Source organism: Sphingobacterium sp. DR205 (genome assembly GCF_011064245.1).
GTDB lineage: Bacteria > Bacteroidota > Bacteroidia > Sphingobacteriales > Sphingobacteriaceae > Sphingobacterium > Sphingobacterium athyrii.
The window spans coordinates 6,816,684-6,843,486 of record NZ_CP049333.1 but is presented as its reverse complement, the minus strand read 5'-3'; the positions used below and the strand labels follow the sequence as shown (position 1 = coordinate 6,843,486).

The window sequence follows — 26,803 nt, the reverse complement described above, 5'->3', positions numbered from 1 at the left end:
GTCATGAACAACAGAAATTATAACATCTATTTTAATACCCATACCATCAGTGGTATTATCATCTGTGCACTGCTGTATGTAATATTTTTTGCAGGTTCATTTGCATTTTTTAGAAATGAGATCGCAGCCTGGCAAAATAATGTGTCGTACAAAACATATCAGGAAAACCATCAAAGCTTTGACAAGCTTCTGGATTCGCTAAAAGGGGAAACCAACCTCCATGGACGTGATATCAACTTCTATATGCATCGGGAGGGGACTTCTGCCTATATTGGTTACACGGCGTCAAACGATACAGTCCTAAACAAGGAAAATTTGTCGAAGATAACACCTGAACAGAAAGCGGAAAAGAAGAAAGGCCGGAGACGTAGAGGGGGCGATGACGATTCGAAGAATTTCATGTATAATTTTGCTAATAAAACAGCAGGTGACTATACGCAGAATTATGATATGGGCGAGTTTTTATTCCGCCTGCACTTTTTGGCGCAGCTCAATCAAGTGCCTATCAGTGTGGGCATCGCGCCTTTTGGATATCTCGTTGCCGGTATTACAGCTTTTATCTTCTTGTTTGCATTGATAACAGGTTTGTTGTTGCACTGGGATAAGCTAGTTTCGAACTTTTTTGTTTTTAGACCATTTAGTAAGTGGAAGACCGTGTGGACGGATATGCACACTGCCCTAGGAGTGATTGGGTTTCCTTTCCAGTTTATTTTTGCCGTTACGGGAACATTTCTGATTGTCAACGCTGTCTTGGTTCTCCCTTTCAGCAAATTACTTTACAATGGAGAACAGCAAAAAATGTATCAGGATATCGGCGTAACTGCTCATGATAATTATCCGTATAGCTATAAACCCTCTCCGGCGGATGTGAAAATTGCGCCTTTCTTAGATCTAGCAAAGAAAAAATGGCCAGAAAGCGAGTTTAAACGTATTGTCGTAAAAAACTATGCGGATTCGAATATGCATGTTATCATGGAACTCGAACCACATTTTAACAGCAGCTTTGCAGGATCTGGTATATTGACGGTGAAGGTTACAGATAATAAAATTGTTGAAGAGAAATCACCGTTAACGGATACAAGCTATGGAGACTATGTCAGAAGTATTATCTACCGCCTGCATTATGGTGATTATGGTGGATACCCACTCAAAATGATTTACTTTATCCTGGGCGTAATGGGATGTCTGGTTATTATTTCCGGAATTCTGATCTGGTTGGTTGCCCGTGATAAAAACAATGTTATACCAAGAAAACGTAAATTCAACTTTTGGGCGGCTAACATCTTTACGGCGATTTGTCTGACGATGCTCCCGGTTACGGCAATTACATTTATTGCGATCAAGATCAGTCCCAAAGTGGACCAGGATTTTATCTATCGGGTCTATTTTTATGCTTGGTTAGTTCTTTCGCTATATTATATCGTTCGTCGAAGTATAAGAAGAACAAATCGCGAAACACTTTTGGTTGGCAGTATTCTCGCATTTATTGTTCCACTCGCCAATGGGTTGGTAACGCACAACTGGCTTTGGAAAACATTTGTTGATGGTCAACGTGATTTATTTATTGTTGATTTTCTTTGGTTGATGATTGGTATCATCGGACTACTGGCCTTTTATAAGACAAAAAAATTCTTTCAGAAAATTCAGTAATCAGAATCCGTTACGCTTATCAGATGGATAGGCAGTATGCACATTTCGTAAGATAAAATATATGCCTAAAGGCTGCTTGAACAAAGCAGCCTTTAGGCATATATAGGGTACGGTTGAAGCACTTGTAAAGTACTTTTCGCTTTGTACAATCGGCGGGGAAATGCATTGCTGGACAGGCAAGGCGCTTGTGCTGGTTTGCTGTCTCTTGTTCGATAGCTATTCGGATATTGTTCGGTGATCCTTCGGGATTCCATTGCTATTGCTTCGGGACAGCGTTGGGATTGGTCTGACTGTTCTTCGACTCTTGTTTGCCTTGTTGCCGATGAATTATCGAAGCAGCCCCGACCAAATGTCGAAGCAATCCCGAAGCAGCCCCGAAGTTGGTGCGAAGCAGGTGCGGAACGTACCCGAGTGTTGTTGGCGTTTGAACGGACTTTAGGGGACTTTAAGGGAGTTGAAGGGGCTTTATTGCGCTAAGTTATATTGGTCTTATGTGTTGTTAAAGGAGCTGTTGTTTAATTCATACGATTATTGTAGTTTTAAAGTATACCAATTTAACTTAGTAGTATGAAGAAATCTTCCGGCACGGGTAAAAAAGAACGAAAGCGAGGGGATGCTTATGATCTGAGTGAAAACAGCAAGTTAACGGGGCGCGATTTTACGTACAACAGTAATCTGGCGAGTCGTTTGTATCAGATTTTAAAACCTATGCTACGAGCCGCCTGTGAACGTACGACCTACCTCAGGTTACAGAATGCACTTTATGCGGCTGTACGCAACGACCGTGAGCACGAACTTGGAAGCTTACGGCTTGGATATGGATCAGTACTCCCCTTGAAGGGTTTCCGGTACTCCAAACGGGTCAGCTGGAGCAACTTCTTTATGAATCACCCAGTTGCACATTTTGACGAGGCTCAGCAACGAATTCGGGTTCAGCTCCCTTTGGCAGGTCTCCGTAAATTTGATTTACTTCATGAAAGGCTAGCTAAAATAGACATAAAAATATATTGTGTGGTGATTCAACTAGATGATCGCCATACTATATTTTACCATGTTAGCAAAACTTTGGAGCTAAGAAAAGAAGATCACAAAGTGGACCGTGGCATTACTTTCACATTGGAGGACTGTAAAGATGCCGTTATTTTATGTCTGGGCATAGTCAGGTGCTGGCTGACGAGCCCTGATGGGTGTGACGAATTTATGTCCAATAATAGTACCCTGATGACAGGTGAAGTTTTCGATGCATTCCTGATCCGTGAGGGTAAGGAAACCATATTTCCTGACGAAAAATCCGATAAATTGCCGCCGCCTATTTTACCGGGCGATGATGATGAGGTAGACTGGGATTAATAGCTTAGATAACGGCTTTAAAGAAACGTCCCAATCGCACCAGGTCATGGGCTGTTTTATCATTCCAGTCAACAGCATAGTTCAGCCGGATACAGTTTTTAAACTGATCATGCTGGGTAAACATTCGGCCGGGGGCAAAGCTCAATTTCTGTTTCAGCGCGTAATCATAGAGTACCGTTGAATCAATTTTTGGATCCATTTCCAGCCAGAGAACAAAGCCGCCTTCGGGTTGCGACATCTTTGTATTGTCAGGAAAATGGGTCTCGATACTGTTTCTGAAGTTGATATAATTGCTATACAGCTTCTTTCTAAAGGTATTGAGGTGATGGTCATACCTTCCGATCTGCAGAAATTTGGCCACCGCTTCCTGATAGATAGCGGGCTGCGAGATGGTCTGGACCAGTCGTTGTTTGAGAATCCTGTCTTTGTACTGTCCGGGTTCGACCCATCCGATCCGGAAACTTGGGGCCAATACCTTGGTAACAGATCCACACCACATGACCAAGCCTTCCTCATCAAAGTATTTACAGGGCTTAGGTCTGGAGGTACCAAAATAAACATTCCCATAAAGGTCATCTTCGATCAAGGGGATATGATGAAAAGCCAGGAGTTTGACAAGCTCTTTTTTATGTTCATCCGGCATCAGCGCCCCCAGGGGGTTGCTGAAATTGGAAACAAAACAGCATACATCGATTTTATGGATCACTTTTTTCAGGGCGTCCAGTTCAATGCCCGTAATGGGGTGAGTTGGGATCTCAATGGTTTTTAACCCCAGTACCTGAAAAGCCTGTATAAAGCCAAAATAGAGGGGGCTTTCCACAGCAATGGTATCTCCGGGCTTGGTGACTGCGCGTAGGCAGCTATAAATCGCATTCATGGCACCCGAAGTGATAATCAGGTCTTCGTCGCTTATTTTTCCTTCCAGTACGAGCGACCATTTGGCAATCTCTTTGCGCAAAGTCGGACTACCCTGCACTTGACCGTACTGATCGCCATAATCGTGTAGTTCATGCACCGTTTCCAGGATACATTTATTGAGTTTCTGAATGGGAAGCAAGGAGGGGCTGGGCAATCCAAGAGAGAATCGTGTAATTTCCTTATCCTCTAGGGAGTGGAATACCTTGTCGATCAATGCGGCAGGATCCTGCTTATTCTCATCAATTTTAAACGTTGAGATAGAAGGGATGGACATCCGGCGCTGTCCGGCCAGGCTGACAAAAAATCCAGATTTAGGTCGGGATTCGATCAGAGACCGGCTCTCGAGCTCCATATACGCACTCTTTGCCGTATTTAAGCTCACATTATAAAGTTTCTGCGCACTACGGACGGAGGGGAGACGGTCGCCGTAGGCCAGAGAGCCGTTTTTGATCTGGTTCTCTACGATGTTTGCAATTTTCTTATATAATTGTTGCTGCTCCATGCTTATGCTAATTTACTGTTTCCGTTTGGATTTACCCAATAGTGGAAATGACGGATTCCCCTTTTTAACGATTCTTCACTACCAAACATGGTCAATAGCTGTTGTTCAAAATAAGTCTGCGTCCTGTGCTTAAATACGTTTGACAGCTCTTCTGGAACATCGGTACCGTAGCAAATTTCAACAGTAAGATTATTGTTTTCGGAGACTGTAGCCAAGGAAAAGGCAGCTATTGACTCATTTTGAGCTAGCAGTAGAAAAGGCATGTGCAACAGGCTTTTGTTTTTCACAGTATGCTGTACCTTTTTTAGTAGGGATAGATCAGAGAGGTCGACCTCTCTGATGGAATACGGTTGAAGTGTTGTAGTCGACATGGCAATAAATCTTTTTGCTAATTTAGGAAGGGTACAGGCTGTATTTAAGGTACAGAATCATTTAGAAATTAGGGTACAGATGAAAAAGTAAAAAATATGACCGGGAGTTGGTGGTTTTTAATTTCCATTTAAGATCTTTACAAGAGTTAATAATATGTCTCAAGACCAGTAAATTATGACAACCTATGCATAACTTGTTTCCGCTATTTATTGCCATGATCACGGCCATCGTATTGCTTGAGATGCTGGCTACGAAACTTCGGGTAGCCTATCCCATTCTATTGGTTTTGGCGGGTCTGATCGTTAGCTTTATTCCAACCTTGCCCGTTGTCAAGATTGATCCGGATGTTATTTTTCTGATTTTCCTCCCGCCTTTATTGTGTGAGGCTGCTTGGTCGATTTCGTACAAGGAGATGAAAAAATGGTGGCGTATTATTGGAAGTTTTGCCTTTTTGGTGGTTTTCTTTACGGCACTTTCCGTTGCGGTGGTTGCCAATCATTATATTCCGGGTTTCACGCTCGCGATGGGTTTTCTGCTGGGCGGAATTGTTTCTCCTCCGGATGCTGTCAGTACCGGGGCCATTATGAAGTTTGTGAAAGTTCCAAAATCTACTTCTGCGATCCTTGAGGGAGAGAGTCTGCTGAATGATGCTTCTTCCTTAATTATTGTCCGTTTTGCCCTGATTGCTGTGGGGATGGGGCAGTTTGTATGGCAGGAGGCAGCAGTGTCGTTTATCTGGATGCTGGTCGGTGGAGTAGGTATCGGTGTTCTGTTGGGCTGGTTTTTTATTCAGGCGCATAAACGTTTGCCCACAGATGCGCCATCGGATATAGCGCTTACCTTGATCGAGCCCTATTTTATGTATTGGATTGCCGAGCAGTTTCACAGTTCGGGGGTATTGGCGGTCGTTGCGGGAAGTCTCCTGATGTCCAATCAGCGACTTAAATTTCTGAACAGTACCAGTCGGGTGCGGGGACTGAGCGTATGGGAGAGTTTTGTGTTTATTTTGAATGGCATTGTGTTTTTTATTATCGGTCTGGATCTTCCCGAAATTGTGGCCGGTTTGCGTGCGAACGGGACCTCACTGCGGGAGGCGATCGGTTATGGTCTGCTGGTGACAGCAGTCCTTATTCTAGCCCGTATGATCAGTGCCTATGCTGCGATGATCGCGACACTTATCTTCCGTCCAAGTGTGGCACCTAGGGCGCGGTCTCCGAGACAGCGTTTCTTTATGCCACTTCTATTGGGCTGGACAGGGATGCGGGGAGTAGTTTCCCTGGCAGCGGCGCTTTCCATTCCTTTGGTCATGAATGGTACCGTGATTCCACAGCGGCATCTGATTCTATTTATCACCTTTGTCGTCATTCTCTCTACCCTTTTGGTTCAGGGACTCACTTTACCCTATCTGATCAAGCGAACGAAGCTTTTTGATGCCGTGCTTGCTGAGACGCCCGAAGAGGTTGCCAAACAGCAGATGAAGCAAGGTTTAAAACAACATGTTTATCAGTTCCTCAGAGATAAATATGAGAAAGAAGAACATAATCGGGAGGCAATGGAAAGGATTTTGAAACATTGGGAGGAAAAGGTCAATGCTGCGGATGATTCGTGGATGAACGAACGTACGAAAGTGATTTTCATTGAGCTTTTGGATGTACAGCGCGAATACCTTGAAAAATTGAATAGTGAATCGACGATCGATGAGGATATTGTCCGTGCGCAGCTCTATCAGATTGACCTAGAGGAAGAGCGCTTGCGCATGATATAATGCCATGGTATCCCATTGATCGGGATAAATAATAATAGTTGTAGCCCTCGGGGCTTGGTACATAAGCTGAATTGCGATGAAAGTTATAATAACAGGGACCACAGGGATGGTCGGAGAAGGTGTTTTATTGGAATGTCTTCAAAATGATAAGGTAGAGGCGGTATTGAGTATATCACGTCGTACTGCTGACATACAACATCCAAAGTTAAAGGAGCTTTTGGTTAAGGATTTCACGGATCTGTCCGAAGTTGAGACGGAGATCAAGGGATATGATGCCTGTTTTTATTGCGCAGGTGTCAGTTCAGTTGGCATGAAAGAAGATAAGTACCGCTATATTACCTATGATACGACATTGGCATTTGCAAAATCGCTGTTGAAGATCAATCCCGAAATCAGCTTTATCTATGTGTCCGGAGCGAGTACAGATAGTACAGAACAGGGACGGATGATGTGGGCAAGGGTGAAGGGCAAGACGGAAAATGATCTTGCGAAATTGCCGTTTAAGAAGGAATACAATTTCCGGCCGGGTGGTATGACGACCGTCGCGGGACAGAAGCATGCCAATCCGTTTTCATTTGTTGCCAAGATTATAAAGTTCTTTGCCCCTTCAGTGGTGTTGTCGCTACATGAAATGGGGCGGGCAATGATTCATGCCGTGGAGCGGGACAATGTAAAAAATATACTGGAAATCAAGGATATCAGAGCGTTGGCTCAATAGCATAGATCGCTGCAGCGTCGTCAACCGTTATTTCCATTTCCAGTCCAGCTCCTCCTGATAGGCGATATGAAGGCGTTGGCTGAGCTCTGTCAGGAAAGCTTTAAATTCGGCGGTATCTTTGATCTGCTGTTTTGGAAAAAACAGTTGATCAGCCATTTTCAGTTTGATAAAAAAAGCGAAATCCGTTTCGGTCATATATTCAAACTGATCGTATTGATATTTGGACTCCATTTGTGTGCTTTTGATCTGAAGATAATTATCTTCAAAAGTGATGGTATGAGGGATGCCGATACGGTTTTGAAATTCTGGGCTTTTGACATATTTGCTAAAATAGCGTTTATAGTATATTCCGAGATATTTGGGAAAGAACAAAAAGGCGACCACACTGACTACGATGATCAAGATTGCCAATAGGGGCTCATAATAGAAAAACGGGATGGCCAGTATTAGCATCAGTAAAATGAATAGGATACGTGATCTTTTGCGTGCTTTAATTAATTGGGGTGATTTGGATATGCTGAACAGCAATGCATCCAGTTGATCGTGTTCGGAAAGGGTTAGTTGAAGTTCTTTCATAATGTAAATGTATTAAACTGGTGAGATAATCGGAATATTTCCGATTATCTGCAAATAATTTGACATATCTTTTTAACAGATTACTGTTTTTTCAAAGTAATCTTCCATCTCTTTGTTACATCTTTCGATAAACAGCTTTGTAAGTTCCTGTAATCTGATAATAGCGGATGGATCCCCTTTATAGTTCGCGTTATATCTAAATTCCTGTTGGGCCTTGATAATTTCTTTGAAGAGTTTAATATGGTCAGTATTATCGAGACAAAAGGTCGCGTGTGCTTCCGGAACAATTAATCGACAGAGGTTCATTAAGAAGGGGAGCCCGACGGTCTGGGGTTTGTATTGAAGAATTGTATTGATAACGCCGAGACAGGTTTGTTCTAAAACTTGTGATAGTGAATGATATCCTGCCTCAACACTAAGAGTCCAATTATCCTCAAAAGCATAGTAGATGCAATGGGCATTATTATAGCGATTGTGCCATTGCTTGCGTGCATACTCCAAGTCAAGTTGAGGAACTGCGATGCTGTCTAGTGCTAAGTTTTCTATTGTTGCATTTTGAAACCAGATATCACCGACTTTCATCAACGATAGAAAGAAAGGATGGCTTTTGGAGAGTTGTTTGATAAAGTAAGCCGTCTCTTCTTTGATTAAGGTGAGCGACACATTTTTCGGCAGCAGATCCATTGTCTTTTGTTGCAGGTTGGTGAGGTCAGTATTTAGGCTGTCATACGCGATAAAGAGATAGTAAGCATGCGTTATCTGCTCTTCTTTATTGTTTTGGAGCAAACTATTGTACTTGTGGTGATCTGAATGATAACCGAAACAGGCAACTAACGAAGGAGTACAGTATAACTCCAGAGTATTTAAAATAAGGTCTCGATAACTGCTGTTGCAATTATATTTATTGTAAATAGCAATGTTGTTTTTGAATTTTTCAATTTCCCCGTGTTCGATCTGTTTTGGAGTAAGTTGTTCCCTGATTTCTTCGAATAAAAGATTGGAATAATCGTAGATCCAGTTTAACGCGTTTATAGCAATTTGATAAGCTGTTTCTAATAAGCTTTCGTCGATCGTATAATCTTGATTGTAGCGATAACCAATATAAGCTTCGTCAATCTTTTCGAGTGCTTTTTTTTCATCTTCGCTGTAAATTAGTTTGGCCAATTTAGAATCAAAAGTTTTGAGATACCCTATTGTGCCTCTAAGCGAATGTGATTTCCTGTCATCGTTTAAGAGAAGCTTTTCTGCGGTTCTTAGAGATAGTTCGATGGCCTGATGGAGCATAAAGGCTGCGTGTGCATGGTTCTTACTATCCAGATAGAAAAAGTGGCCATCTATAAACGATCTGATTTTACTTTTCTCTTGGTCGATATATGATCTGGTTTTTTCGATAATCTCAGCTGGAGTATATTGAGGTAATAAGAGTGGAATTTCCTGCGCCGGATTTTGATAAATGCGATTTTCTGATTGATAAATAAGATAGGTACGGACCAATCCTTGGTCGAGTTTTTTTTGTACCTCATGGGTGAAATGTATTTTGACGTATAGGTCTGGGTGATTCTTGATGATTTTGTTAATCGCGCCAAGAGGATCTATGCATCGAATTGCTGTATTTGACAGTCGGTTAATCTGCAGCATTTGATATTTCTTACCATCGCAGGTATAAGTCCATTGGTAGATTTCATCAACGGCAATAGCGCGAAGAATGGCTTCGATGATTGGAGTAAGTTCGGTGTTCATAATTGATCGGTTTGGTATTGTAGTTATTTGTCTGTTATTTCTCCATTTAGATTTATGAAAGCAATTGGGAGATCGGAGAGTGTCTCTTGAAATGGAATAATATACTCTTGTTTTTTCTATCTCGTTTCTAGCTCGCTATTTTCGTTTTTAGGAATTTCTGGCGTCTCCAAGCTTTGGTTTTCATCTATTTCACTGCTATTTTCCTGTGCTTCTTTTTCGGCATATTTTTTATCAATACTGTCCTCTATGAGCTGCTGGAATTTATTTTTCTTTTCAGTGGACTGATGCGGCTCTTTATTTACAGCTTTTACATATGAAGGGACGGTAAGAGAGAGCCCTTCATTCTCATAGATATAACTTAGAGCGAATGCGAGTCGAATAAGCATTTCTCGTATCACAATGATTTGATCTCCAAAATATTCGTAGTTGCCTGAATCTGGCACGGTAAGATAGTGCATGATATCATCCATCGTTTCATACCATTTTTGTAGCGATTGATAGGAGAAAAACTTGCTGATCGTGTCCGCAGGAGCTAATTTTCCGTTGACAGTATGCTCCATGCGAAATAGGTAGTTGTGGTAATCTTCTTTTGTGGAAAAGAAATTTAACGGTGTATCCTGTATCGGAAGTTGGCATTGGTGAAAAATCACATAAGCTACTTCAATTTGTTTGATCATCTGTTTGCAATGATATCCGTTTTCAGCGAAATTGCGATCTGCCATTTCGGGAACAGTTGCAGCGTTGACAAAAAGCTGAATATGATTCATCCAGTAAATAATATTTGTTTCATAGCGGTAGAAATCCCTAATGTAGATCATCGGATTTTTTACCACATCCTTGCTTAAATAGCGAAAATGTTTCGCTTTTAGTTTCTTTTGCGTATTTTTCATGCTAGGAATGTTTTTTGGTTAAATACTGTGTTTATAATTATCAATGACAAAGCTAATTTAAACACTAATTTTCGATAAAACAAATTATATATTGATAATTATTGATTATGAGTTCTTTTTTAACGAGAATTAAGGTTATTGCTGATAGAGAGGGATTAAGTGTAACAGCGTTTGAATCGGCTATTGGAGCCAGTAGAGGCGTATTTACACGTGCCTTGGCGAATAATACAGATGTTCAGGCTAAATGGCTGATTAGTATCGTCGAAAAATATCCTGAATATTCGTCGGAGTGGTTATTGAAGGGGGAAGGGGAAATGCTTAAGCCTGTTTTAGCTAAGGAGGATGAAGAGATGTATCTAACGGCTGATCTGGAGGGAGTAACTAACGGGGAGATCATTACGTTAAGGCAACTAATTGCTTCTCAAAATATCACTATTAAATCTCAGGAGAAGACAATTATATCTTTGGAGCGATTGTTATCTTCATTTGAGCGCGAGATTGAATCGCTGCGGAACAAATAGTTTCTAACCGGACATTTGTTTTTTTCGAAGTTGGAAGGTTGATTATTATTTCCGTGGGTATAAGTTATTCAATTGCTTGGGATCAATAGAAACCACCAAGCATCGTCTTTTGTGAAGATAAACTCCGATACAAACGGAAAACTTGGTTTGTGGTTTGGTTTAAAATAATAGCGTCTTAAAAGTAGAATAATTGTGAACGTAAAAGAACGCGTATTGCTGATCGCTGAAAGAAAGGGCATCAGTAAAACTGAATTTTTTAAAGATGTGGGGCTTTCCTATGCCAATTTTAAGGGAAGTCAGAAAAATACAGCGCTGAGTTCGGATGCAATGATTGCAATATTGACCCGCCATCCGGATATTAGTCCTGCCTGGCTATTGATGGGAGAAGGTAAAATGACGCGTAGCGCGGGAACCGTTAGTCCCGAATCGCAGATTGCTGCTACAAGTTCCGAAAGTTCGTCAGTTTCCAAACAATTGGTCGCCGCACTGGAGCAGACGATCAAAGCACAGGAAAAGACCATTTCCGCTTTGGAGGGGCAGGTGGTACTGCTGAATCGGAAGTAAACCCAATTCCCCTGTAGGCAAATCTTGCTTGTTTTTTTCTATCGTTATCTTTAGAAGCTTTTTCTAAGGGGAGGCATTAAACTATTTTTCCATAGTACAGCCGCTTGATGCTTGCAATTGGAGCAGATCTGCTCTTCATTTGCGAAATAGCTGATTACAGCGATTTCCTTGGCCCTTTTTTTGCCTATTTTTGTATAGAGAAAGTACATTAGCCCGTTGGCCTTATATGCTGAGATGTTCATACCATAAGATAGGACGCTCCATTTTAATGCCTTTGGTCAATGCTCATCTGCATTGCTATTTAAAGAAATGAAGCTATATGTTTAGAAAAGTATTACTCCTGTGCTGTATCCTATACAGTTGTTTTTTGAACCGAAACATGGCGCAGTCGACGGGTGAAAGATCTGTGTATACATCCAAGTGGGGCTACCTCTACCGTGAAGCGGAAAATAAAAAGGACCGTCTGGGGGTATTTGCCACCGAGGCGGCTGTTTACCTAATCGATTCGACTCAAACCCAATATAAAGTACAGGTCAATAACGGTGATATCGGCTTTATCGACCGGCAGCCGCTGAAGAAATTCATGGACGGAAAAAAATCAGCAGATGAACCTGCGCAGTATTTTTATCGGGGTACCGAGGGTTATCAGTGCCCGCATTATTATGTACGTGTCGCCGAACTGCGTGTCCGTAAAGCACCGACCACAACAAGCCTTGCTGTTCGTCGCGCATCGCTCAATGAGCTGTTATGCATTGATTATGTTCCTTTATATACCGACGGTTGGGTGTATATCGGCGATCATTTTCATGAAAATCCTGAATATGTGCAATTGAAGTTCTTAGGCTCGGAACTGACCTACGATAAAGTGCTGAAAGATTATTTGGCGGTAAAGGGCAAGGATCAGGAAGAAGAACTGGTGCAGGTGGGAAGATTGCGCGAGCTGGCCTGGAGGAGGGAGGAAAACCTGAAACAAGCCCTGTCCTATTGGAAGGAATCTTATGCCGCTTATGGGATCGAAAATTCGAAAGTCGATATTGATTTTGAATTGTTATTGGCGAGTAAATTGGATAAGAAGCCAGATTTTGAAGCGTATGAAAGGAAAATGAAGACGCTGAACTTGCATTTTATCTGGAAAGGGATATCCCTCGTCGACGGGGAAATCAAGGATGCGCAGATGAACCAGTTGAAGATGCAACGTGTAGCGGATATACCGGATATGTCTGAATGTGGCTGGGAACCGCGTTATTTTTATAAAACCCCGAACATGATCGTGGCTTTTGAGGAGAACTACAAAAAGAAGATCGTCGGTACAGTCTATAAACTATATTTTACGGACGGTGAGATCTTAGCACTAGGGGATCAACGTATGGATGCCAACTACGATGAAAGGGATTTTATCAATCATTTTGGTGATATGATTTCTACGAATATGGTCGAAGAGCCTCATGTGTACCGTTTTCAAAATGGCGATGCAGGCCAACTGATCATCACGTTTAAAGATGGTAAACTGTTTCGTTATGACTGCATGTATTATTGTTAGCCAACCAGAACAAAATACTCAATAAAGCGATGTGCCTTAGAAGGATTTTCTGTTCTTAGGCGCATTGTAAATAAATAAGGACCTGTGTTGAGCAGGTCCTTGTTCGTTTCTATTATTTCTATTGCTAGATTACTTCCATTTCAAAAAGTCTGGCAATGTGTCCACGCAGTTTTTCCTTCACTTCTTCCATATCAACTTCTTGGCCAAGTTCACGTTTCAGTGAGGTGACGTCCTTGTCGTCGATACCACAGGGAATGATATTGCTAAAATAGTCAAGATCTGTATTGACGTTAAAGGCAAATCCATGCATGGTGACCCAGCGTGAGGCGCGCACGCCCATCGCACAGATCTTGCGGGCTGTGGGCTTATCCGGTTCAATCCAGACTCCGGTAAATCCGGGGTATCTGCCAGCCGGAACGCCATAATCGGCGCAGGTCAGGATGATCGCTTCTTCCAATGTCCTTAAATAAAGGTGGATATCGGTAAAGAAATTGTCGAGATCCAGAATCGGATATCCTACAATCTGGCCCGGTCCATGGTAGGTGATATCACCGCCACGGTTGATCTTATAAAATTTTGCTTCTTTTTCTTCAAGACCTTTCTCATCCAGGAGCAGGTATTCTTCGTGCCCGCTTTTTCCTAAGGTATAGACATGGGGGTGGGCTGTAAAAATCAGGTAATTTGGAGTCTCTATCGCTGTCGCATTCACCCGATTGTCGTGTTTGACGTCTAATACGCCCTTAAAGATAGACTCTTGTCTGTCCCAGGCTTCTTGATAGTCTACAAGTCCCCAGTCTTGGAACTGCACCACTTTATTCATTGCTTATTTTAATTTAAGAAGCGGATCGTCAGAAACGATCCGCTGTCATGTTTGTCAAATTAATACAACAGGTTGTTGTAGGGATAACGTTCATTATGCATCTTCACAATAATATCGTAAAGTTTTTGTTTGAACTCTTCAATATTAGTCTTGTTTGTTGCAGAAAGGAAGATCGCCGGATCGGAGTTTTTCGCCATCCAAGAATTGCGGAAATCATCCAATGTAATCTCGACCTCTTCACCATCATGTCCTTCTTCAACGGCTGGTTTGTACAGGTCAATCTTGTTGAATACCGTAATAACGGGCTTATCTAAAGCTTTCAGATCTTTCAATGTTTCATTTACTGCCTGAATATGGTCCTCAAAGTTGGGGTGTGAGATATCCACTACATGGATCAGCACATCTGCTTCTCTGACTTCGTCCAGTGTAGATTTGAAACACTCCACCAAGTGATGCGGTAATTTGCGGATAAAACCGACCGTATCAGACAGCAGGAACGGTAGGTTGTCGATAACGACTTTACGTACTGTCGTGTCCAATGTTGCGAAGAGTTTGTTTTCGATCAACACATCGGATTTAGAGATCATGTTCATGATCGTTGATTTGCCGACATTCGTATAGCCCACCAGAGCTACGCGGATCATTTCGCCACGGTTTTTGCGCTGGGTTTCATTTTGCTTGTCGATCGCCTTCAATCTCTCCTTGAACAGGGAAATTTTATCGAGGATAATCCGTCTATCCGTTTCGATCTGCGACTCACCGGGACCACGCATACCGATACCCCCACGTTGGCGTTCCAAGTGGGTCCAAAGTCGGGTCAGTCGTGGTAATAGGTATTGTAATTGCGCCAATTCTACCTGAGTTTTTGCCTGTGCAGTTTTTGCATGTCGGGCGAAGATATCCAGGATCAGATTGGAACGGTCCAAGATTTTGCGTTTGAGCTCTTTTTCGATATTACGCAATTGGGATGGGGATAGCTCATCGTCAAAGACAACAATGTCGATCTCTTCCGCTTCAACATAAGCTTTGATCTCTTCAAGTTTTCCGCTACCGACAAATGTTGCTCTATCGGGAAAAGCTAATTTCTGTGTAAACATTCCTTTGGTCTCACCGCCGGCAGTCTGCACAAGAAATTCGAGTTCCTCCAGGTATTCCTTCGCTTTTGCTTCCGTTACGCCCTGAGTGATCACACTCACCAAGACGGCTGTTTCGGGTTTTATTGCTGTATCGTGTATTTTAATTCTGGCCATTTTGTACTATTAAGTATATTGTAGCGTATGGAGCGCGTCCGGCTATTCATTCATAGCGACCGTCTGTCTCTTATCATACTTCCACTTTTAATTGTTGTTTTGAAAAGGTGAATTTAAGAAAATCCAATAAGTTTTTTGTGATTTTTGCTTACCAGGGCAACTCAAATAAGTAAGCGGTCAGTCGCCATCTTTTGCCTAGTAAAAGAAGGGGATATTTTCTATATCATGTTCATAATGATACAAAAATAAATAATTTTGATTTTATATACAAATGAATTGAGCGCTGTTCGCCTATAAGTTATTTATGACGGTTTGTTTACTTTATTGATCATCGGGTCTCAGGGGAATGGAACTCTAAAAGGTTGTATGTTGCTTGGACGATGGTAGAGAATACCTTTGGTAGGTTCCTTGGATCTATTGCGGGCTGGACCGCGTCAAATAGCTTATTGGATATTGATCTGAGTGGGTAATGGCATTGTCAGATGGATTGTGCCGAACAGTTATCGTTCTAATTTTGAATTTGAGCGGGTCAATGCTGCCCCGATGGTGATCAGGATATTTTGTCCCAGGCAATACCATCTGATTTCCGCGCCAAAAAGCTTCGGAGCAGGTAGTTTTTTTCGCTTTGAAGCATGGGGTCTTCTTTGAATATGGCGATCACGGTATTTCTGCAATCGGTCAATAAGGCCTGATCCGTGGCTAGGTTGGCCATCTTGAGGTCAAGTACGCCCGATTGCTGTGTGCCGGAGATATCACCCGGGCCACGCAATTCTAAGTCAACTTCGGCGATTTCAAAACCGTCATTGGTGCGCACCATGGTATCCAGCCGGAGACGGCCTTCTTTGCTGAGCTTATTGCCCGACATCAGGATACAAAAGGATTGTTCGGCCCCACGCCCCACACGTCCCCGTAATTGATGGAGTTGGGAGAGGCCAAACCGTTCGGAGTTTTCGATGACCATGACCGATGCATTGGGTACATTGACGCCAACTTCAATTACGGTTGTTGCCACCATTATCTGTGTTTCATGCTTCACAAAACGCTGCATCTCAAAATCCTTATCTTTCACGGGCATCTTGCCATGGACAATGCTGATCTTATATTGCGGAAGGGGAAATTCGCGCTGTAAATTCTCCAGCCCTGCTTCTAAATAAATCAAGTCCAGTTTTTCACTTTCTTTGATCAGTGGATAGACGAGATACACCTGTCTCCCTTTGGCGATTTCCTCACGCATAAAGCCAAACATGCGTAGGCGGGAGCTTTCAAAGAAGTGCACCGTCTTAATAGGCTTACGTCCTGCCGGGAGTTCGTCGATCACCGAGATATCAAGGTCGCCATACATGGTCATGGCCAGTGTCCGTGGAATGGGGGTGGCTGTCATGACGAGCATATGTGGTGGAATAACATTTTTACGCCAGAGTTTGGCCCGTTGCTCTACACCAAAACGGTGCTGTTCGTCAATAACGACGAAGCCAAGGTTTTTGAATTGTACTTTGTCTTCAATCAGTGCATGGGTACCGATCAGGATGTCGAGCGAGCCATCTTCGAGCGCTTGATGGATCAGCCGACGTTCTTTGGTACCGGTTGATCCCGTGAGCAGCTTGATGCTGACGAGATCATCGCCGACAAGCTGTTTGAGTCCGTGGTAATGCTGTGTGGCCAAGATCTCGGTCGGTGCCATCATACAGGCCTGAAAGCCGTTGTCGACCGCGAGCAGCATGCTCATCAGGGCAACGACCGTTTTGCCGGAACCCACGTCGCCCTGCACGAGACGGTTCATCTGCGCGCCGGTATTGGTATCGATACGGATTTCTTTAATAACACGTTTCTGCGCCCCCGTCAACGGGAATGGAAGCCGCTCATTGAAAAAAGTGTTGAACTTTTCGCCTACTTTATTGAAGCGCTGTCCCCTGAATTTCTGCGTGTTCAGTTGTTTGTTGTTGAGCAGTTTGAGCTGGATGAAAAACAGTTCTTCAAATTTGATCCTTTTGATCGCCTGATTCAATTCCTTCTGGTTGCTCGGGAAGTGAATGGAGGCTAAAGCCTGCTGGCGGGAAATTAACTGATGTTTTGCTAGTATTTCCTGGGGAATCGTTTCATCGATGCTCCGAAATACGGTCTCCAAAGCCGTCTGTTGCAAGCGTTGGATGCCCTTGGTGTCCAGATTGAATTTTTTGAGTTTCTCGGTGGAGGAATAGACGGGTTGTAAGCTCATGTTGCCCGCCTGCTTGACCTGTGGATTGTACAGGTCCATTTCGGGATGGGTAATGGACAGCTGTCCATTAAATTCGCTGGGCTTGCCATAAATGATATAGGCCGAACCTACTTTCAATGACTTTTGGAGCCAAGGAATGGACTGGAACCAGACGAGTTCCATCGAGCCGGTTTCATCCTTGAATGAGCCGACAAGGCGCTTGGTCCTTTTTTCGCCCACGAGCTGTAAGGAAACCAGCCGCCCCAAGACCTGTGCTGCCATCATATCGGGGTGCAGCTTCCGTATCTTGTGGAATTCTGTACGGTCGATATAGCGGAAGGGGTATTGGGTCAACAGATCACCAATGGTAAATACCTGTAACTCTTTTTTGAGCACATCTGCCTTTTGGGGACCTACACCTTTGAGGTATTCTATTGGGGTAATTAAACTTAATTCAGCCATTCTTCTCGAATGGCTAAAATACGAAAAATTTAATTTTTTAGGATTTATATACTTCTACAAATGGCCTACCATCCCAGCATTGAACTGATTTTTTCCGCTTTGTGCCGCGGGTCTGGCATGTTGTTTTTTACGCTCAATGGATTTAGATTCATAAAGTTTTCTGTTTTGAATCAGTTTATTCGTACTTAATCGTGGCCTTTCCTTCCTTGCAGATGACATCAAGCGGTTTTCGATAAGTAGTGCAATTGATCCTTGGAGCCATCATGGGCTGGTATATTTCCATCAGCTTATTATAATCATTGATCATGTTCTGTAAGGTCGTTTTATCAACGGAACGGTGGTAGGGGATATGATTGGTGCCACATACGGTCTGGATGTCTATTATTTTCCAATCGTTTGGATCAGTACATTCTTTTGGGTTTGCCAGCGCTATAATTTTACTGTGTTTTTCATTCGAGAGCGTTTCCAGTTCTTTTTCAGTTTTTTCTTTATAGGGATTTTCGAGATGGGATTCGGATTTACAGACGACAAATAACATGCTACATGCAAGCAAAGAGGTGAAACCTAAGATTGACAAATTTTTCATAATTGCGTGTTTGGTTTAGTCAGAGAACGGACAATTTTAAGCGAATGCTACATCGCGATTTTGAAATTTCTCTATGGTGAGATTTTTTATAACTACAGCTTATGTTGCTATGTAGAATAGGTAACATAAACAGGATCTACTGCATGTTAAATGTTTTCTGAATGATATCGCAAGAACAAAAAAGCGGCTTAACGTTGTCGTTAAGCCGCCTTAATATAGCGAAAAAATCAGTTTTAGAAATTTCCTTTTGCTACATCCCACCAAAGTCTGGTGCCGCCATTGTCAGGGCCACCTAACAGAGAAATTGCGGTTTGCACTTCGGCTGCGTTTGTATTATATTCATTCTGAGGGAACGGCAAACGACGTATCTGTATTTTGGTGTCAATCAGTCCACCGCTGTTGTTTACTACAACAGGAAATAAGCGTGGGTAGCCTGTACGACGGAATTCACTCCATGCTTCTTGTCCTTCAGGGAAGATAGCCAGCCATTTTTGTGTAATAATGCGTTCTAATTTTTCTTCGTTAGATGCACTTTCATTCCATTTGATGGTTATGGTACTTGGTGATTTGGCATTGTTTTCTGCATTGAAAGGATCCTCGTAAGCTGCTGCTTTACTTGTGTTGTCATTGAGGTAAGTGCTTAGACCCGATGTTACACCCCATTGAGTGAAAGATGTCTCTACACCTTTTTCATACAGTGATTGGGCTGTTCCGCCTGCATTGTTCCAACCTCTCAATGCTGCTTCCGCACGAAGAAAGTAAACCTCTGCGGCGGTCATCAATATAGGAGCTGTTGTTGCAACAAAAGTTGGTGTTGTACCTTCGGTATTCAAAGCCGATAGCTTTTGGTATTTATCCTTTTCGATACCTTCAGCACCTGTACGAATTCCGATGTATTTACCAGCGAAAGCTGTTGTCGTTGCATCTTTAGCCACGGGAGCCATATATTTAGAGATACGTGGGTCATTCAATCCGGTCATATAAGACGAAAGTGTCGCATTGATACGTGTATCGGCCCAGTTTTTGGAAATAAACCAAAGCGGATTGCTATAGGTTCCATCTGCTGGAACTGTGATCTTGAAGTTGTCGCTATTACTCTCCATTACACCTCCGTTTGCAGGATCCAACGCTTTTTCAGCTTGTGTTTTTGCTAATGCTGCATCAACTTTTACCAAGCGCATTGCCAAACGTAGACGCAATGAATTGGCAATTTTTAACCAATTTTTAAAACGGACCTGATTATCGGAATTAGGAAATACAAGATCGATCTGGTCAATTTTAGCAGCCATTGGACTATCCGCTTTGTACGATTTTAATGCTATTACAGCCTCATCGAGCTCTTTGAAGAAAGCTGCATATACATCGGATTGTTTGTCGTATGGTACAGTGTTGGAGGTACCTACTTTACTATAAGGAATAGGGCCATAGATATCTGTAACACGGCTGGCAGCTGCTACTTTGATGACCAATGTCGAACCCCATAATGCTGGATATGTTTCTGCAAGTCCATTGCCTTTTAACTTTTCAATGGATTTGATAACGTTAAGATATAATACCTGGAAAGGTTCGCCATTCCATCCATTAACCATCGCATAATTCAGGTTGTTCTGACCACTATTAAAAGGTGTAGGGGACATGAAAAAGCCTGAGAAAACATCTGCATTTAGGTTTTGTTGGACCTGATAAGAGTTCGGGTCTCCGGCGCCTGAAAAGTTATAGATTGACATCTGGGCATTTTTTAGAAAAAGCACAAGATCTTGTCCATCACCTTTTAGATCTTCATCGGTCAATCCAATATTGTTCTTGTTGTAATCTTCAAAATTCTTTGTGCAACTGCTCATTATTCCGCCAAGGAGTAAAATTGCAAGTGAGAATTTGGATATATGTTTGCTATTAAATTTCATTGTTGATCGTTTAGAAAGTTGCATTTAATGTAAGTCCGTAGTTACGGGTTGCAGGCATCATAAAGATATCTACACCGCTTAACGCATTTCCTGTTGACATGGTTACTTCTGGGTCGAAAGGAGCTTTTTTCGAAATGTAGAATAGGTTTCTTCCCACAGCATTTACACGCAGTTTTTTGAAGAAGCTATCTTTGATGTTGAAGTCATAACCGAAAGTCAATTCTCGTAATCTCACAACCGTTCCATCATAAATATATTGGCTGCTGACTGGACCTATACCGCCAGTTGAGGTATACCATTTCTCCGCATCCACGACAGAAACAGGGGTTCCATTTGGTGTGACACCGTTTACAGAAACACCTCCATTTGCACGGGCCGCTCCACTTGCTTCAGATACTCCGTAGCCATCCATCACAGACTGTGTAATTGACATGACATCATAATTAAACTTTCCGTCAATCAAGAAGCTTAAATTGAAATTTTTGTAATTGAAACTGTTATTCCAGCCCATTTGCCAAATTGGATTTGAATTCCCTAATTTAGTATATGCGCTTGTTTTCTGAGGGATGCCGTCTTCTGAAATAATAATTCTCCCTTGGTCATCACGAACAAAATCCTGTCCATAGATATCGCCAAAAGAGCCTCCTACTTCAAGTTTGGAAGCAAAGTTGTTTTGGTTTTCCCCGGTTAAACTAAACTCAGGAACAGCATCAGCTAGTTTTTTTATCTTGTTTTTATTGTAGGTGAAGTTGATACTTGTTGTCCATTTGAAATCATCATTTCTAATTGCATCTAATGATACCAATGCTTCAACTCCTTGGTTTTGGATGTCACCAGCATTAATAGCATATTGTTTGTTTAATGATGCCTGGCTTGCTGCGACTTTAAAGAATTGGTTTGTTGTGTTTGTTTTGTAGTAAGTTACATCAACATTCAAACGGTTGTTCCACATGCGCCATTCTGTCCCGATTTCAAAAGATTTCGTTTTTTCAGGTTTTAATGTTTTTAAGAAGGCAATATCGTTCACTGTCAATACAGCGTATGGATTCACAGTATTTGTTAATAAGCTTGTGTAAGGAGGTAAGTCATTACCCACTACCGCATACGAGCCACGGACCTTGGCCATATTGACAAATTCAGGTAAGTTTAACTTGTCGTTCAATACGATGCCCAATCCTGCAGATGGATAGAAGAAAGATTTGGTTCCTGTGAATGCTAATGTACTCGACCAGTCATTTCTAGCGGTCAGGTCTAAATAGATCCAGTTGTCATAAGCTAAGTTTGCAGATGCAAATACCGATTGCAGCTGTCTCCGGTTAGCGGATAATGTCGAAGTGACAGGTGTTGTTGTATTTTGAATAAAGAATTGATTCGGGATTTTTAATCCATCAATACCTGTATTAAAATCTACACCTTCGGTTTTCCAGTCAGTTATGCTTGTTCCGACCAATCCAGTGATCTGAAATTTATCGCTGACATTAAAGTTCATATTGGCTACGACATCACCGTATTGCTGTGTAATGGTGGTATTTGTATAATTATAGTTACCATTTGCTTTTCCTAAAGGATTTGGCGTGCTCGCATAAACTTTGCGGTCCCAAACCTCTGAAGTGCGATCGACACTTCCTCTAGCCTGAATGCTAATCCATGGGGCTACCTTATATTTTGCACTACCATTTAAAAGCAAACGGTTTCGAGTTGAGCGTGTCGGGTTCCTATTGACGATCCACCATGGATTTTGTTGTGTTGTAGGACTATCACTTAGGCTGAACCAGTTTTGTTCATTAAGGTTGCGGCTTGTATTGAACGTTTCGTAATTTTCGTAATCTGCGATATTTAGGCTTCGAGGTAATAGGTAGGTTCCAACCAATGGGTTATAATAAAAACCCGAAGTAGGCGCATTATCCAATTTTTGGGTAATGTAGTTGGCGCTTCCTTCAACGGTCAATTTATCATCGAAGAATGTAGCACTCTCCTTGAGGTTGAAATTGTGACGCATCAGGTCATTTTCTGGAAGTATACCTTTAGCGAGGGTGTTGGCATAAGAAAAGTAAGTCTGATTTTTTTCGTTACCTCCGGATAATGTCAATGAATTGGTGAAGTTGCTACCTGTGCGGAAAAATTCACCTACATTGTCGTAGTTGGCACCATTGGTTTTGTCTCCCCAGCTAAATACACTGGTATTACTGTTCTTGCCGCCTGAACCTTGACCATATTGGCTTTGGAATTTAGGCGTGGATACCGCTTGTTCTATCTGTGCACTTGATGAAAAATTAATCGTTGTGCGGCCTTGTTTACCTGATTTTGTTGTCACTAAGATAACGCCATTAGCTGCTTGGCTACCGTATAGTGCCGCTGCAGATGCTCCTTTTAATACAGAGATGTTTTCGATATCTTCTGGGTTGATCAATGAAATAGGGTCGCCACCATCACGCTGTCCGCCGAAGACGTTGTCTGGCTGGCTTGCCAATGTCTGGTTGTTGATCGGGACACCATCGACAACATAAAGTACCTGGTTGTTACCGGAAGCCGATTTATTACCACGTAAAATGACTTTCGCGGAACCACCTGGCCCTGATGAGCTGGAAGCGATATTGACCCCTGCTACCTTACCGTTCAGGTTGTTGGCTAAATTGGTACTTTTTACCTTGTTCAGTTCATCCCCGTTGACCTGTTGGGTGGAGTAAGTCAATGATTTCTGTGCACGGCTGATACCAAGAGCGGTGACAACAACACTTTCTAACTGTTGCGTCTGCTCATCCATGCTTACTGTAATTGTGGTTTCGCCCGGTCCGAGTGTAACGGTTTTATTTTCGTAACCGATGGTGCTGATATTCAGAACACGATTTTTATCGTCTACATTGATCTGGAATGCACCTTTGCTGTCTGTAGAACTAGCTGTTGATGTGCCTAGTACTTTGATCGTAGCACCCACAAGTGGAGCTTTTGATTTAGCGTCAACAACCGTCCCTTTCACTTGGCTGCTTTGCGCATGAAGTAAAGATGCCGAAAAGAGCATTGTCGGAACAATACTCAACATCCTTAGTGTAGTGTATAATTTGTTATTCATATAGTATATGTGTTATATTCAGTTTTATATACATATTTTTCATAACAGTAGATTTTTTCCACGGTAATGGGCTAATTCCATTTAGCATGTCGGTTAGGAAAAATGTATTGAATATGAATGGAAAGCAAAATCAGTGATTATTGTATGCTATTCAATACTGAAGTGATGGAGCAAAAAGGGGGTGTGATTCCCCTTAAATTGAGCACTAATTTACTACTGTTGATGAAAAATCAAAAATTTTGGTAAACAAAGTTGATACAAATGCGAAGAGGTGTTTTGTAAGTTATTGTATGTGAGATTAATGTGTTTTGTCATTTTTTGTTTCTTGCTGGAAATGTATCTTCCTTTCAAAGGAAAAGTGAATAATCTAGCTTATTACCTTTGCAGTTAATGGTGATAAGCCAGATTATTTATAAAGATTTAATTCCAGGTGTAGTTGACCTTTGGTTACAATGACTTTAATTTTTCCTGGTCTGGCGGAAATTGATACTATTGAAAAGGACGATTGCCATCAATATAATTCCATAAGCCAGATATTTGATGAAGGGAACAGGCTCCTGAAAATAGGTCGCTGCCAAGGTGAAAGCAATGATTGGATTGATGTATAGCAATACACCTGTGGTGGTAGAGGAAATACCAATCAAGGCGTACATACTCAGAAATAGTGGAATAATGGTAAATATAACTGCAATCAGTATGATTGTACCCCAAAAGACAGGATCTGTGGGAATCTCATGATGATTATAGACCAGTCTGGGAATGACAAATAACGCGCAGATGCTCAATTGGATAACCAACTGATTAAGTTTGTTAAATCCAGTAGACACGCGCTGTACAATAAGATAGAAGGCATAACAGGTGGCGATGGTCGCTGCCCATAGCACATCATGTAGTGATCCTTTAGCTAATAGGCATACACTGCCAAAGGCAATGAGGAGAGCCACCTTCTGAATTGGACGTAGCTCTTCTTTTAAGATGAAATAGGCTGCTGCCGCTGTAATCAGCGGGCAAGTTAGATAGGCCAGAGCTGCGGACTGGATACTGATGTGGTTGACGGCATAAATATAGGTGAACCAGTTGCCGAAGATCAACAGGCAAGCAAGGACAGTAAGGCTGGTCTGCCGAATTTTTCCTTTTTTTGAAAGCTCCCTGAACTTCTGAATATCCAAGCGTAACGTCTTCCGTTGGAAAAGCAGAAGATAGAGCCAAAGTGCGGCCAAGGCCGTTACGATCCTAAAATATAGAATGTCCTCGGCAGGATATTCCCGTATCCACCGAACGGGAATGGACATGAATCCCCAAATGAAGGGAGCCAAAAAAGCCGCGAAAAGATATTTTCCGCGGCTTACAGTTTCGTTGTTATTTTCCACGGATTAATCTTTCCAGGCAATTACCGAAATCTCGACATTGACATTCTTCGGTAATGTCTTCACTGCCACGCACTCACGTGCAGGTTGGGCTTCCTTGAAATATTCTGCATAAACGTCATTAACAAGGCTAAAGTTGCCCATGTCGCTTAAAAAGATGGAGGCCTTGACGACATCCTGAAATGTATAACCAGCATGTGTTAAAATGGCTTCGACATTTTTCAATACCTGATGCGCTTCATCTTTTACGCCCGATGAGATCAGCTCCATTGTTTCAGGAACAAGTGGAATCTGTCCGGAAACATAAAGGGTATTACCTGCCTTAATCGCTTGGTTGTAGGGGCCTATTGCTGCAGGAGCTTTGTCTGTATTGAAGATCTCTTTTTTTGACATGGTTGCTAGTTTAGGATGAAAAAAATATTTTATAGATCAACCCCAATAAAAAGACAATAATGGCCGTTGCATTAATGATATGCATGGCTTTAATGCTGCCATTTGTGGGGCGATCGGCATTGCGCTTTCTGAAAAAGTACATGGAACTAAGTTACGACAGTAAATTAAAAAGTTAAAATTAAAAAAGTAAAAATTTTGGGATAGCGCAAAGACAAATCCTAACTTTAGCTGGAGAAGGGTAAAGGCAAATTTTTACCAGGAAGAATTGCAGGGCGTGAAGGTCTGTATGGCGTATGAATATATGCTATGGTGACAGCGCTAGGATCTAAACGCTAAAAGCGGATAACATGTAACAATTATTTTAATGAAAAAAATGGCATTGACTGGCGGTAAGATCTATACCGGCACAGAAATTATAGAGCACAGAGCATTGCTCCTGGATGAAGGAAAAATTGTAGGCATCGTCAATGAGCAGGATCTCCCAGAAGGATATCAACTGCTTGATGTCAAAGGAACCAATATTTGCGCGGGCTTGGTCGACCTGCAATTGTATGGTGATGGTTCGGATTTGTATTCTGCCGAACTTACCTTGGACTCTTTGGAACGGATCTCCAACGGGCTGATTGATAAAGGGACGACTTCCTATATGATGACTTTGGCAACAAATACAATTGCGGTATTCAAAGAGGCTATTCGTATCGCTGAGGACTATCATCATGATGCCTTTTTAGGCCTGCATCTGGAAGGGCCCTTTCTGAATGCAAAAAAAAGGGGAGCTCATCCCGAAGAACTGATCATAGCGCCAACGAAGGAAAGGATCGAAGAGCTGTTGCAGGGAAATAATGTTGTCAGGATGATGACGATTGCACCTGAATGTTTTTCGGACGAGGTGCTGACGTATTTGCAAGGTTATCAGTTGCTGCTCAGCGCTGGGCATAGCAATGCTACTTTTGAGGAAGGAACACATGGTTACGATTCGGGAATTCCGACGAGTACCCATCTGTTCAATGCCATGTCGCCGTTACACCATCGTGAAGTAGGTTTGGTCGGTGCTATTTTTAATCACAAGAGTGCCTGCGCGAGCATTATTGTCGATGGACATCATGTCAGCTTTGAAGCTGTAAAAATCGCCAAACGACAAATGGGCGAGCGTTTATTTATGATTACGGATGCCGTGGCGGCATGCAGTAAGGGGATCTATCAGCATGTATTGAACGATGGCTATTACGCCTTGCCGGACGGAACAATTTCGGGTGCGGCAATTTCCCTGTTTGAAGGAATCAGAAACTGTGTGGAACAGGTTGGAATTCCCCTGGATGAGGCGATCCGGATGGCTACGACTTATCCGGCTAAGCTATTGCAGCGAAGGGATGTCGGGAATTTAAATGCTGGGAGCATGGCCAATGTCATCGTATTTACGGATGACCTCAGGCTGGAACATGTTATCTTTAAAGGGGAGCTACGTTATTGATCTCCGGATTGCAAGAGTTTCCAGCTAGCATGAGTTTATAAATTGGATTAGATTGCTTGGTTGTCTGATAATGAAATATATACAGCTTCTTTTCATCCGATAGAAATATCTTTTTAAAGCGGATGGGTGACTGCTAAATTTCTTTTCTATTGAAATTTAGCTTAGTTTTGGGGGTTAGTT

Annotated in this window: 23 protein-coding genes; 9 read left to right on the top strand and 14 right to left on the bottom strand. The window is 42.2% G+C overall.

The annotated features are described in order from the left end of the window. Window positions 1-3: 3 nt before the first annotated feature. The 3 genes from G6053_RS28770 (at window position 4) to G6053_RS28760 (ending at window position 3,000) form a co-directional block, all read left to right on the top strand. The gene (locus tag G6053_RS28770; RefSeq protein ID WP_165309319.1) at window positions 4-1,650 is read left to right on the top strand and encodes a PepSY-associated TM helix domain-containing protein; all 1,647 of its coding nucleotides are present in this window, start codon (window positions 4-6) and stop codon (window positions 1,648-1,650) included. A gap of 234 nt (window positions 1,651-1,884) precedes the next feature. Beyond that, window positions 1,885-2,127 (top strand): hypothetical protein, encoded by a 243-nt coding sequence (locus G6053_RS28765; protein WP_165309318.1) that lies wholly within the window; start codon window positions 1,885-1,887, stop codon window positions 2,125-2,127. Between the two features lie 90 nt (window positions 2,128-2,217). Further along, a complete protein-coding gene (locus tag G6053_RS28760; RefSeq protein ID WP_165309317.1) occupies window positions 2,218-3,000 on the top strand; it encodes a hypothetical protein in 783 nt (260 codons plus the stop codon). Window positions 3,001-3,004: 4 nt separating this feature from the next. Here the strand turns inward: G6053_RS28760 and G6053_RS28755 are convergent, their stop codons facing one another. Together G6053_RS28755 and G6053_RS28750 are read right to left on the bottom strand one after the other, a co-directional pair. Continuing rightward, on the bottom strand, window positions 3,005-4,420 hold the full coding sequence (locus tag G6053_RS28755; protein WP_165309316.1) for a PLP-dependent aminotransferase family protein: 1,416 nt from the start codon (window positions 4,418-4,420) through the stop codon (window positions 3,005-3,007). Between the two features lie 2 nt (window positions 4,421-4,422). Beyond that, window positions 4,423-4,791, bottom strand: coding sequence for a hypothetical protein (locus tag G6053_RS28750; RefSeq protein ID WP_165309315.1), 369 nt, complete (start codon window positions 4,789-4,791; stop codon window positions 4,423-4,425). A gap of 185 nt (window positions 4,792-4,976) precedes the next feature. Here G6053_RS28750 and G6053_RS28745 point away from each other — a divergent pair, with 185 nt between their 5' ends. Then, window positions 4,977-6,557: a Na+/H+ antiporter gene (locus tag G6053_RS28745; RefSeq protein WP_165309314.1), complete on the top strand. Its 1,581-nt coding sequence runs from the start codon at window positions 4,977-4,979 to the stop codon at window positions 6,555-6,557. A 76-nt stretch (window positions 6,558-6,633) separates the two neighbouring features. Beyond that, on the top strand, window positions 6,634-7,275 hold the full coding sequence (locus tag G6053_RS28740) for an NAD-dependent epimerase/dehydratase family protein (RefSeq protein ID WP_206531835.1): 642 nt from the start codon (window positions 6,634-6,636) through the stop codon (window positions 7,273-7,275). Window positions 7,276-7,302: 27 nt separating this feature from the next. On the opposite strand, the gene G6053_RS28735 is transcribed toward G6053_RS28740, so the two are convergent. The 3 genes from G6053_RS28735 to G6053_RS28725 all read right to left on the bottom strand — a co-directional run bounded on the left by G6053_RS28735 (window position 7,303) and on the right by G6053_RS28725 (window position 10,481). Beyond that, window positions 7,303-7,851 (bottom strand): YcxB family protein, encoded by a 549-nt coding sequence (locus tag G6053_RS28735; protein WP_165309313.1) that lies wholly within the window; start codon window positions 7,849-7,851, stop codon window positions 7,303-7,305. Window positions 7,852-7,923: 72 nt separating this feature from the next. Continuing rightward, a complete protein-coding gene (locus tag G6053_RS28730; protein WP_165309312.1) occupies window positions 7,924-9,591 on the bottom strand; it encodes a HEPN domain-containing protein in 1,668 nt (555 codons plus the stop codon). A 116-nt stretch (window positions 9,592-9,707) separates the two neighbouring features. Then, window positions 9,708-10,481: a hypothetical protein gene (locus G6053_RS28725; RefSeq protein ID WP_165309311.1), complete on the bottom strand. Its 774-nt coding sequence runs from the start codon at window positions 10,479-10,481 to the stop codon at window positions 9,708-9,710. 107 nt (window positions 10,482-10,588) lie between these two features. Here G6053_RS28725 and G6053_RS28720 point away from each other — a divergent pair, with 107 nt between their 5' ends. The 3 genes from G6053_RS28720 (at window position 10,589) to G6053_RS28710 (ending at window position 13,106) form a co-directional block, all read left to right on the top strand. Then, window positions 10,589-11,002, top strand: coding sequence for a hypothetical protein (locus tag G6053_RS28720; RefSeq protein WP_165309310.1), 414 nt, complete (start codon window positions 10,589-10,591; stop codon window positions 11,000-11,002). Window positions 11,003-11,194: 192 nt separating this feature from the next. Beyond that, the gene (locus G6053_RS28715; protein WP_165309309.1) at window positions 11,195-11,566 is read left to right on the top strand and encodes a hypothetical protein; all 372 of its coding nucleotides are present in this window, start codon (window positions 11,195-11,197) and stop codon (window positions 11,564-11,566) included. 319 nt (window positions 11,567-11,885) lie between these two features. After that, the gene (locus G6053_RS28710; RefSeq protein ID WP_146191075.1) at window positions 11,886-13,106 is read left to right on the top strand and encodes a hypothetical protein; all 1,221 of its coding nucleotides are present in this window, start codon (window positions 11,886-11,888) and stop codon (window positions 13,104-13,106) included. 124 nt (window positions 13,107-13,230) lie between these two features. Here the strand turns inward: G6053_RS28710 and lipB are convergent, their stop codons facing one another. From lipB to G6053_RS31075, 9 genes are all read right to left on the bottom strand, one after another. Then, the gene (gene lipB, locus G6053_RS28705; RefSeq protein ID WP_108634732.1) at window positions 13,231-13,926 is read right to left on the bottom strand and encodes a lipoyl(octanoyl) transferase LipB; all 696 of its coding nucleotides are present in this window, start codon (window positions 13,924-13,926) and stop codon (window positions 13,231-13,233) included. Between the two features lie 59 nt (window positions 13,927-13,985). Then, the gene (hflX, locus tag G6053_RS28700) at window positions 13,986-15,176 is read right to left on the bottom strand and encodes a GTPase HflX (protein WP_108634733.1); all 1,191 of its coding nucleotides are present in this window, start codon (window positions 15,174-15,176) and stop codon (window positions 13,986-13,988) included. Between the two features lie 550 nt (window positions 15,177-15,726). After that, window positions 15,727-17,832 carry an ATP-dependent DNA helicase RecG gene (recG, locus tag G6053_RS28695; protein WP_108634734.1) on the bottom strand — a complete coding sequence of 702 codons (2,106 nt, stop codon included), beginning with the start codon at window positions 17,830-17,832 and terminating at the stop codon, window positions 15,727-15,729. A gap of 175 nt (window positions 17,833-18,007) precedes the next feature. After that, complete coding sequence (locus tag G6053_RS28690) at window positions 18,008-18,418, bottom strand: hypothetical protein (protein ID WP_108634735.1); 411 nt, start codon at window positions 18,416-18,418, stop codon at window positions 18,008-18,010. Between the two features lie 233 nt (window positions 18,419-18,651). After that, window positions 18,652-20,322: a RagB/SusD family nutrient uptake outer membrane protein gene (locus tag G6053_RS28685; protein ID WP_108634736.1), complete on the bottom strand. Its 1,671-nt coding sequence runs from the start codon at window positions 20,320-20,322 to the stop codon at window positions 18,652-18,654. A gap of 10 nt (window positions 20,323-20,332) precedes the next feature. Beyond that, window positions 20,333-23,392 (bottom strand): SusC/RagA family TonB-linked outer membrane protein, encoded by a 3,060-nt coding sequence (locus G6053_RS28680; protein ID WP_108634737.1) that lies wholly within the window; start codon window positions 23,390-23,392, stop codon window positions 20,333-20,335. Window positions 23,393-23,850: 458 nt separating this feature from the next. Next, the gene (locus G6053_RS28675) at window positions 23,851-24,762 is read right to left on the bottom strand and encodes an EamA family transporter (RefSeq protein WP_241254879.1); all 912 of its coding nucleotides are present in this window, start codon (window positions 24,760-24,762) and stop codon (window positions 23,851-23,853) included. A gap of 3 nt (window positions 24,763-24,765) precedes the next feature. Continuing rightward, window positions 24,766-25,152: a RidA family protein gene (locus G6053_RS28670; RefSeq protein ID WP_165309308.1), complete on the bottom strand. Its 387-nt coding sequence runs from the start codon at window positions 25,150-25,152 to the stop codon at window positions 24,766-24,768. Between the two features lie 10 nt (window positions 25,153-25,162). After that, a complete protein-coding gene (locus G6053_RS31075) occupies window positions 25,163-25,294 on the bottom strand; it encodes a DUF6728 family protein (RefSeq protein WP_310446321.1) in 132 nt (43 codons plus the stop codon). Window positions 25,295-25,516: 222 nt separating this feature from the next. Between G6053_RS31075 and nagA the strand changes: the two genes are divergently transcribed. Beyond that, window positions 25,517-26,623: an N-acetylglucosamine-6-phosphate deacetylase gene (gene nagA, locus G6053_RS28665; RefSeq protein ID WP_241254878.1), complete on the top strand. Its 1,107-nt coding sequence runs from the start codon at window positions 25,517-25,519 to the stop codon at window positions 26,621-26,623. Window positions 26,624-26,803: the final 180 nt, after the last annotated feature.

Coding starts and splice junctions, on each gene's coding strand:
- G6053_RS28680 (WP_108634737.1), bottom strand. CDS start 23,392: ATGAATAACAAATTATACACTACACTAAGGATGTTGAGTATTGTTCCG.
- recG (WP_108634734.1), bottom strand. CDS start 17,832: ATGGCTGAATTAAGTTTAATTACCCCAATAGAATACCTCAAAGGTGTA.
- G6053_RS28760 (WP_165309317.1), top strand. CDS start 2,218: ATGAAGAAATCTTCCGGCACGGGTAAAAAAGAACGAAAGCGAGGGGAT.
- G6053_RS28745 (WP_165309314.1), top strand. CDS start 4,977: ATGCATAACTTGTTTCCGCTATTTATTGCCATGATCACGGCCATCGTA.
- G6053_RS28720 (WP_165309310.1), top strand. CDS start 10,589: ATGAGTTCTTTTTTAACGAGAATTAAGGTTATTGCTGATAGAGAGGGA.
- G6053_RS28710 (WP_146191075.1), top strand. CDS start 11,886: ATGTTTAGAAAAGTATTACTCCTGTGCTGTATCCTATACAGTTGTTTT.
- G6053_RS31075 (WP_310446321.1), bottom strand. CDS start 25,294: ATGTACTTTTTCAGAAAGCGCAATGCCGATCGCCCCACAAATGGCAGC.
- nagA (WP_241254878.1), top strand. CDS start 25,517: ATGAAAAAAATGGCATTGACTGGCGGTAAGATCTATACCGGCACAGAA.
- G6053_RS28740 (WP_206531835.1), top strand. CDS start 6,634: ATGAAAGTTATAATAACAGGGACCACAGGGATGGTCGGAGAAGGTGTT.
- G6053_RS28725 (WP_165309311.1), bottom strand. CDS start 10,481: ATGAAAAATACGCAAAAGAAACTAAAAGCGAAACATTTTCGCTATTTA.
- G6053_RS28690 (WP_108634735.1), bottom strand. CDS start 18,418: ATGAAAAATTTGTCAATCTTAGGTTTCACCTCTTTGCTTGCATGTAGC.
- G6053_RS28755 (WP_165309316.1), bottom strand. CDS start 4,420: ATGGAGCAGCAACAATTATATAAGAAAATTGCAAACATCGTAGAGAAC.
- G6053_RS28750 (WP_165309315.1), bottom strand. CDS start 4,791: ATGTCGACTACAACACTTCAACCGTATTCCATCAGAGAGGTCGACCTC.
- G6053_RS28670 (WP_165309308.1), bottom strand. CDS start 25,152: ATGTCAAAAAAAGAGATCTTCAATACAGACAAAGCTCCTGCAGCAATA.
- G6053_RS28770 (WP_165309319.1), top strand. CDS start 4: ATGAACAACAGAAATTATAACATCTATTTTAATACCCATACCATCAGT.
- G6053_RS28735 (WP_165309313.1), bottom strand. CDS start 7,851: ATGAAAGAACTTCAACTAACCCTTTCCGAACACGATCAACTGGATGCA.
- G6053_RS28730 (WP_165309312.1), bottom strand. CDS start 9,591: ATGAACACCGAACTTACTCCAATCATCGAAGCCATTCTTCGCGCTATT.
- G6053_RS28685 (WP_108634736.1), bottom strand. CDS start 20,322: ATGAAATTTAATAGCAAACATATATCCAAATTCTCACTTGCAATTTTA.
- hflX (WP_108634733.1), bottom strand. CDS start 15,176: ATGGCCAGAATTAAAATACACGATACAGCAATAAAACCCGAAACAGCC.
- lipB (WP_108634732.1), bottom strand. CDS start 13,926: ATGAATAAAGTGGTGCAGTTCCAAGACTGGGGACTTGTAGACTATCAA.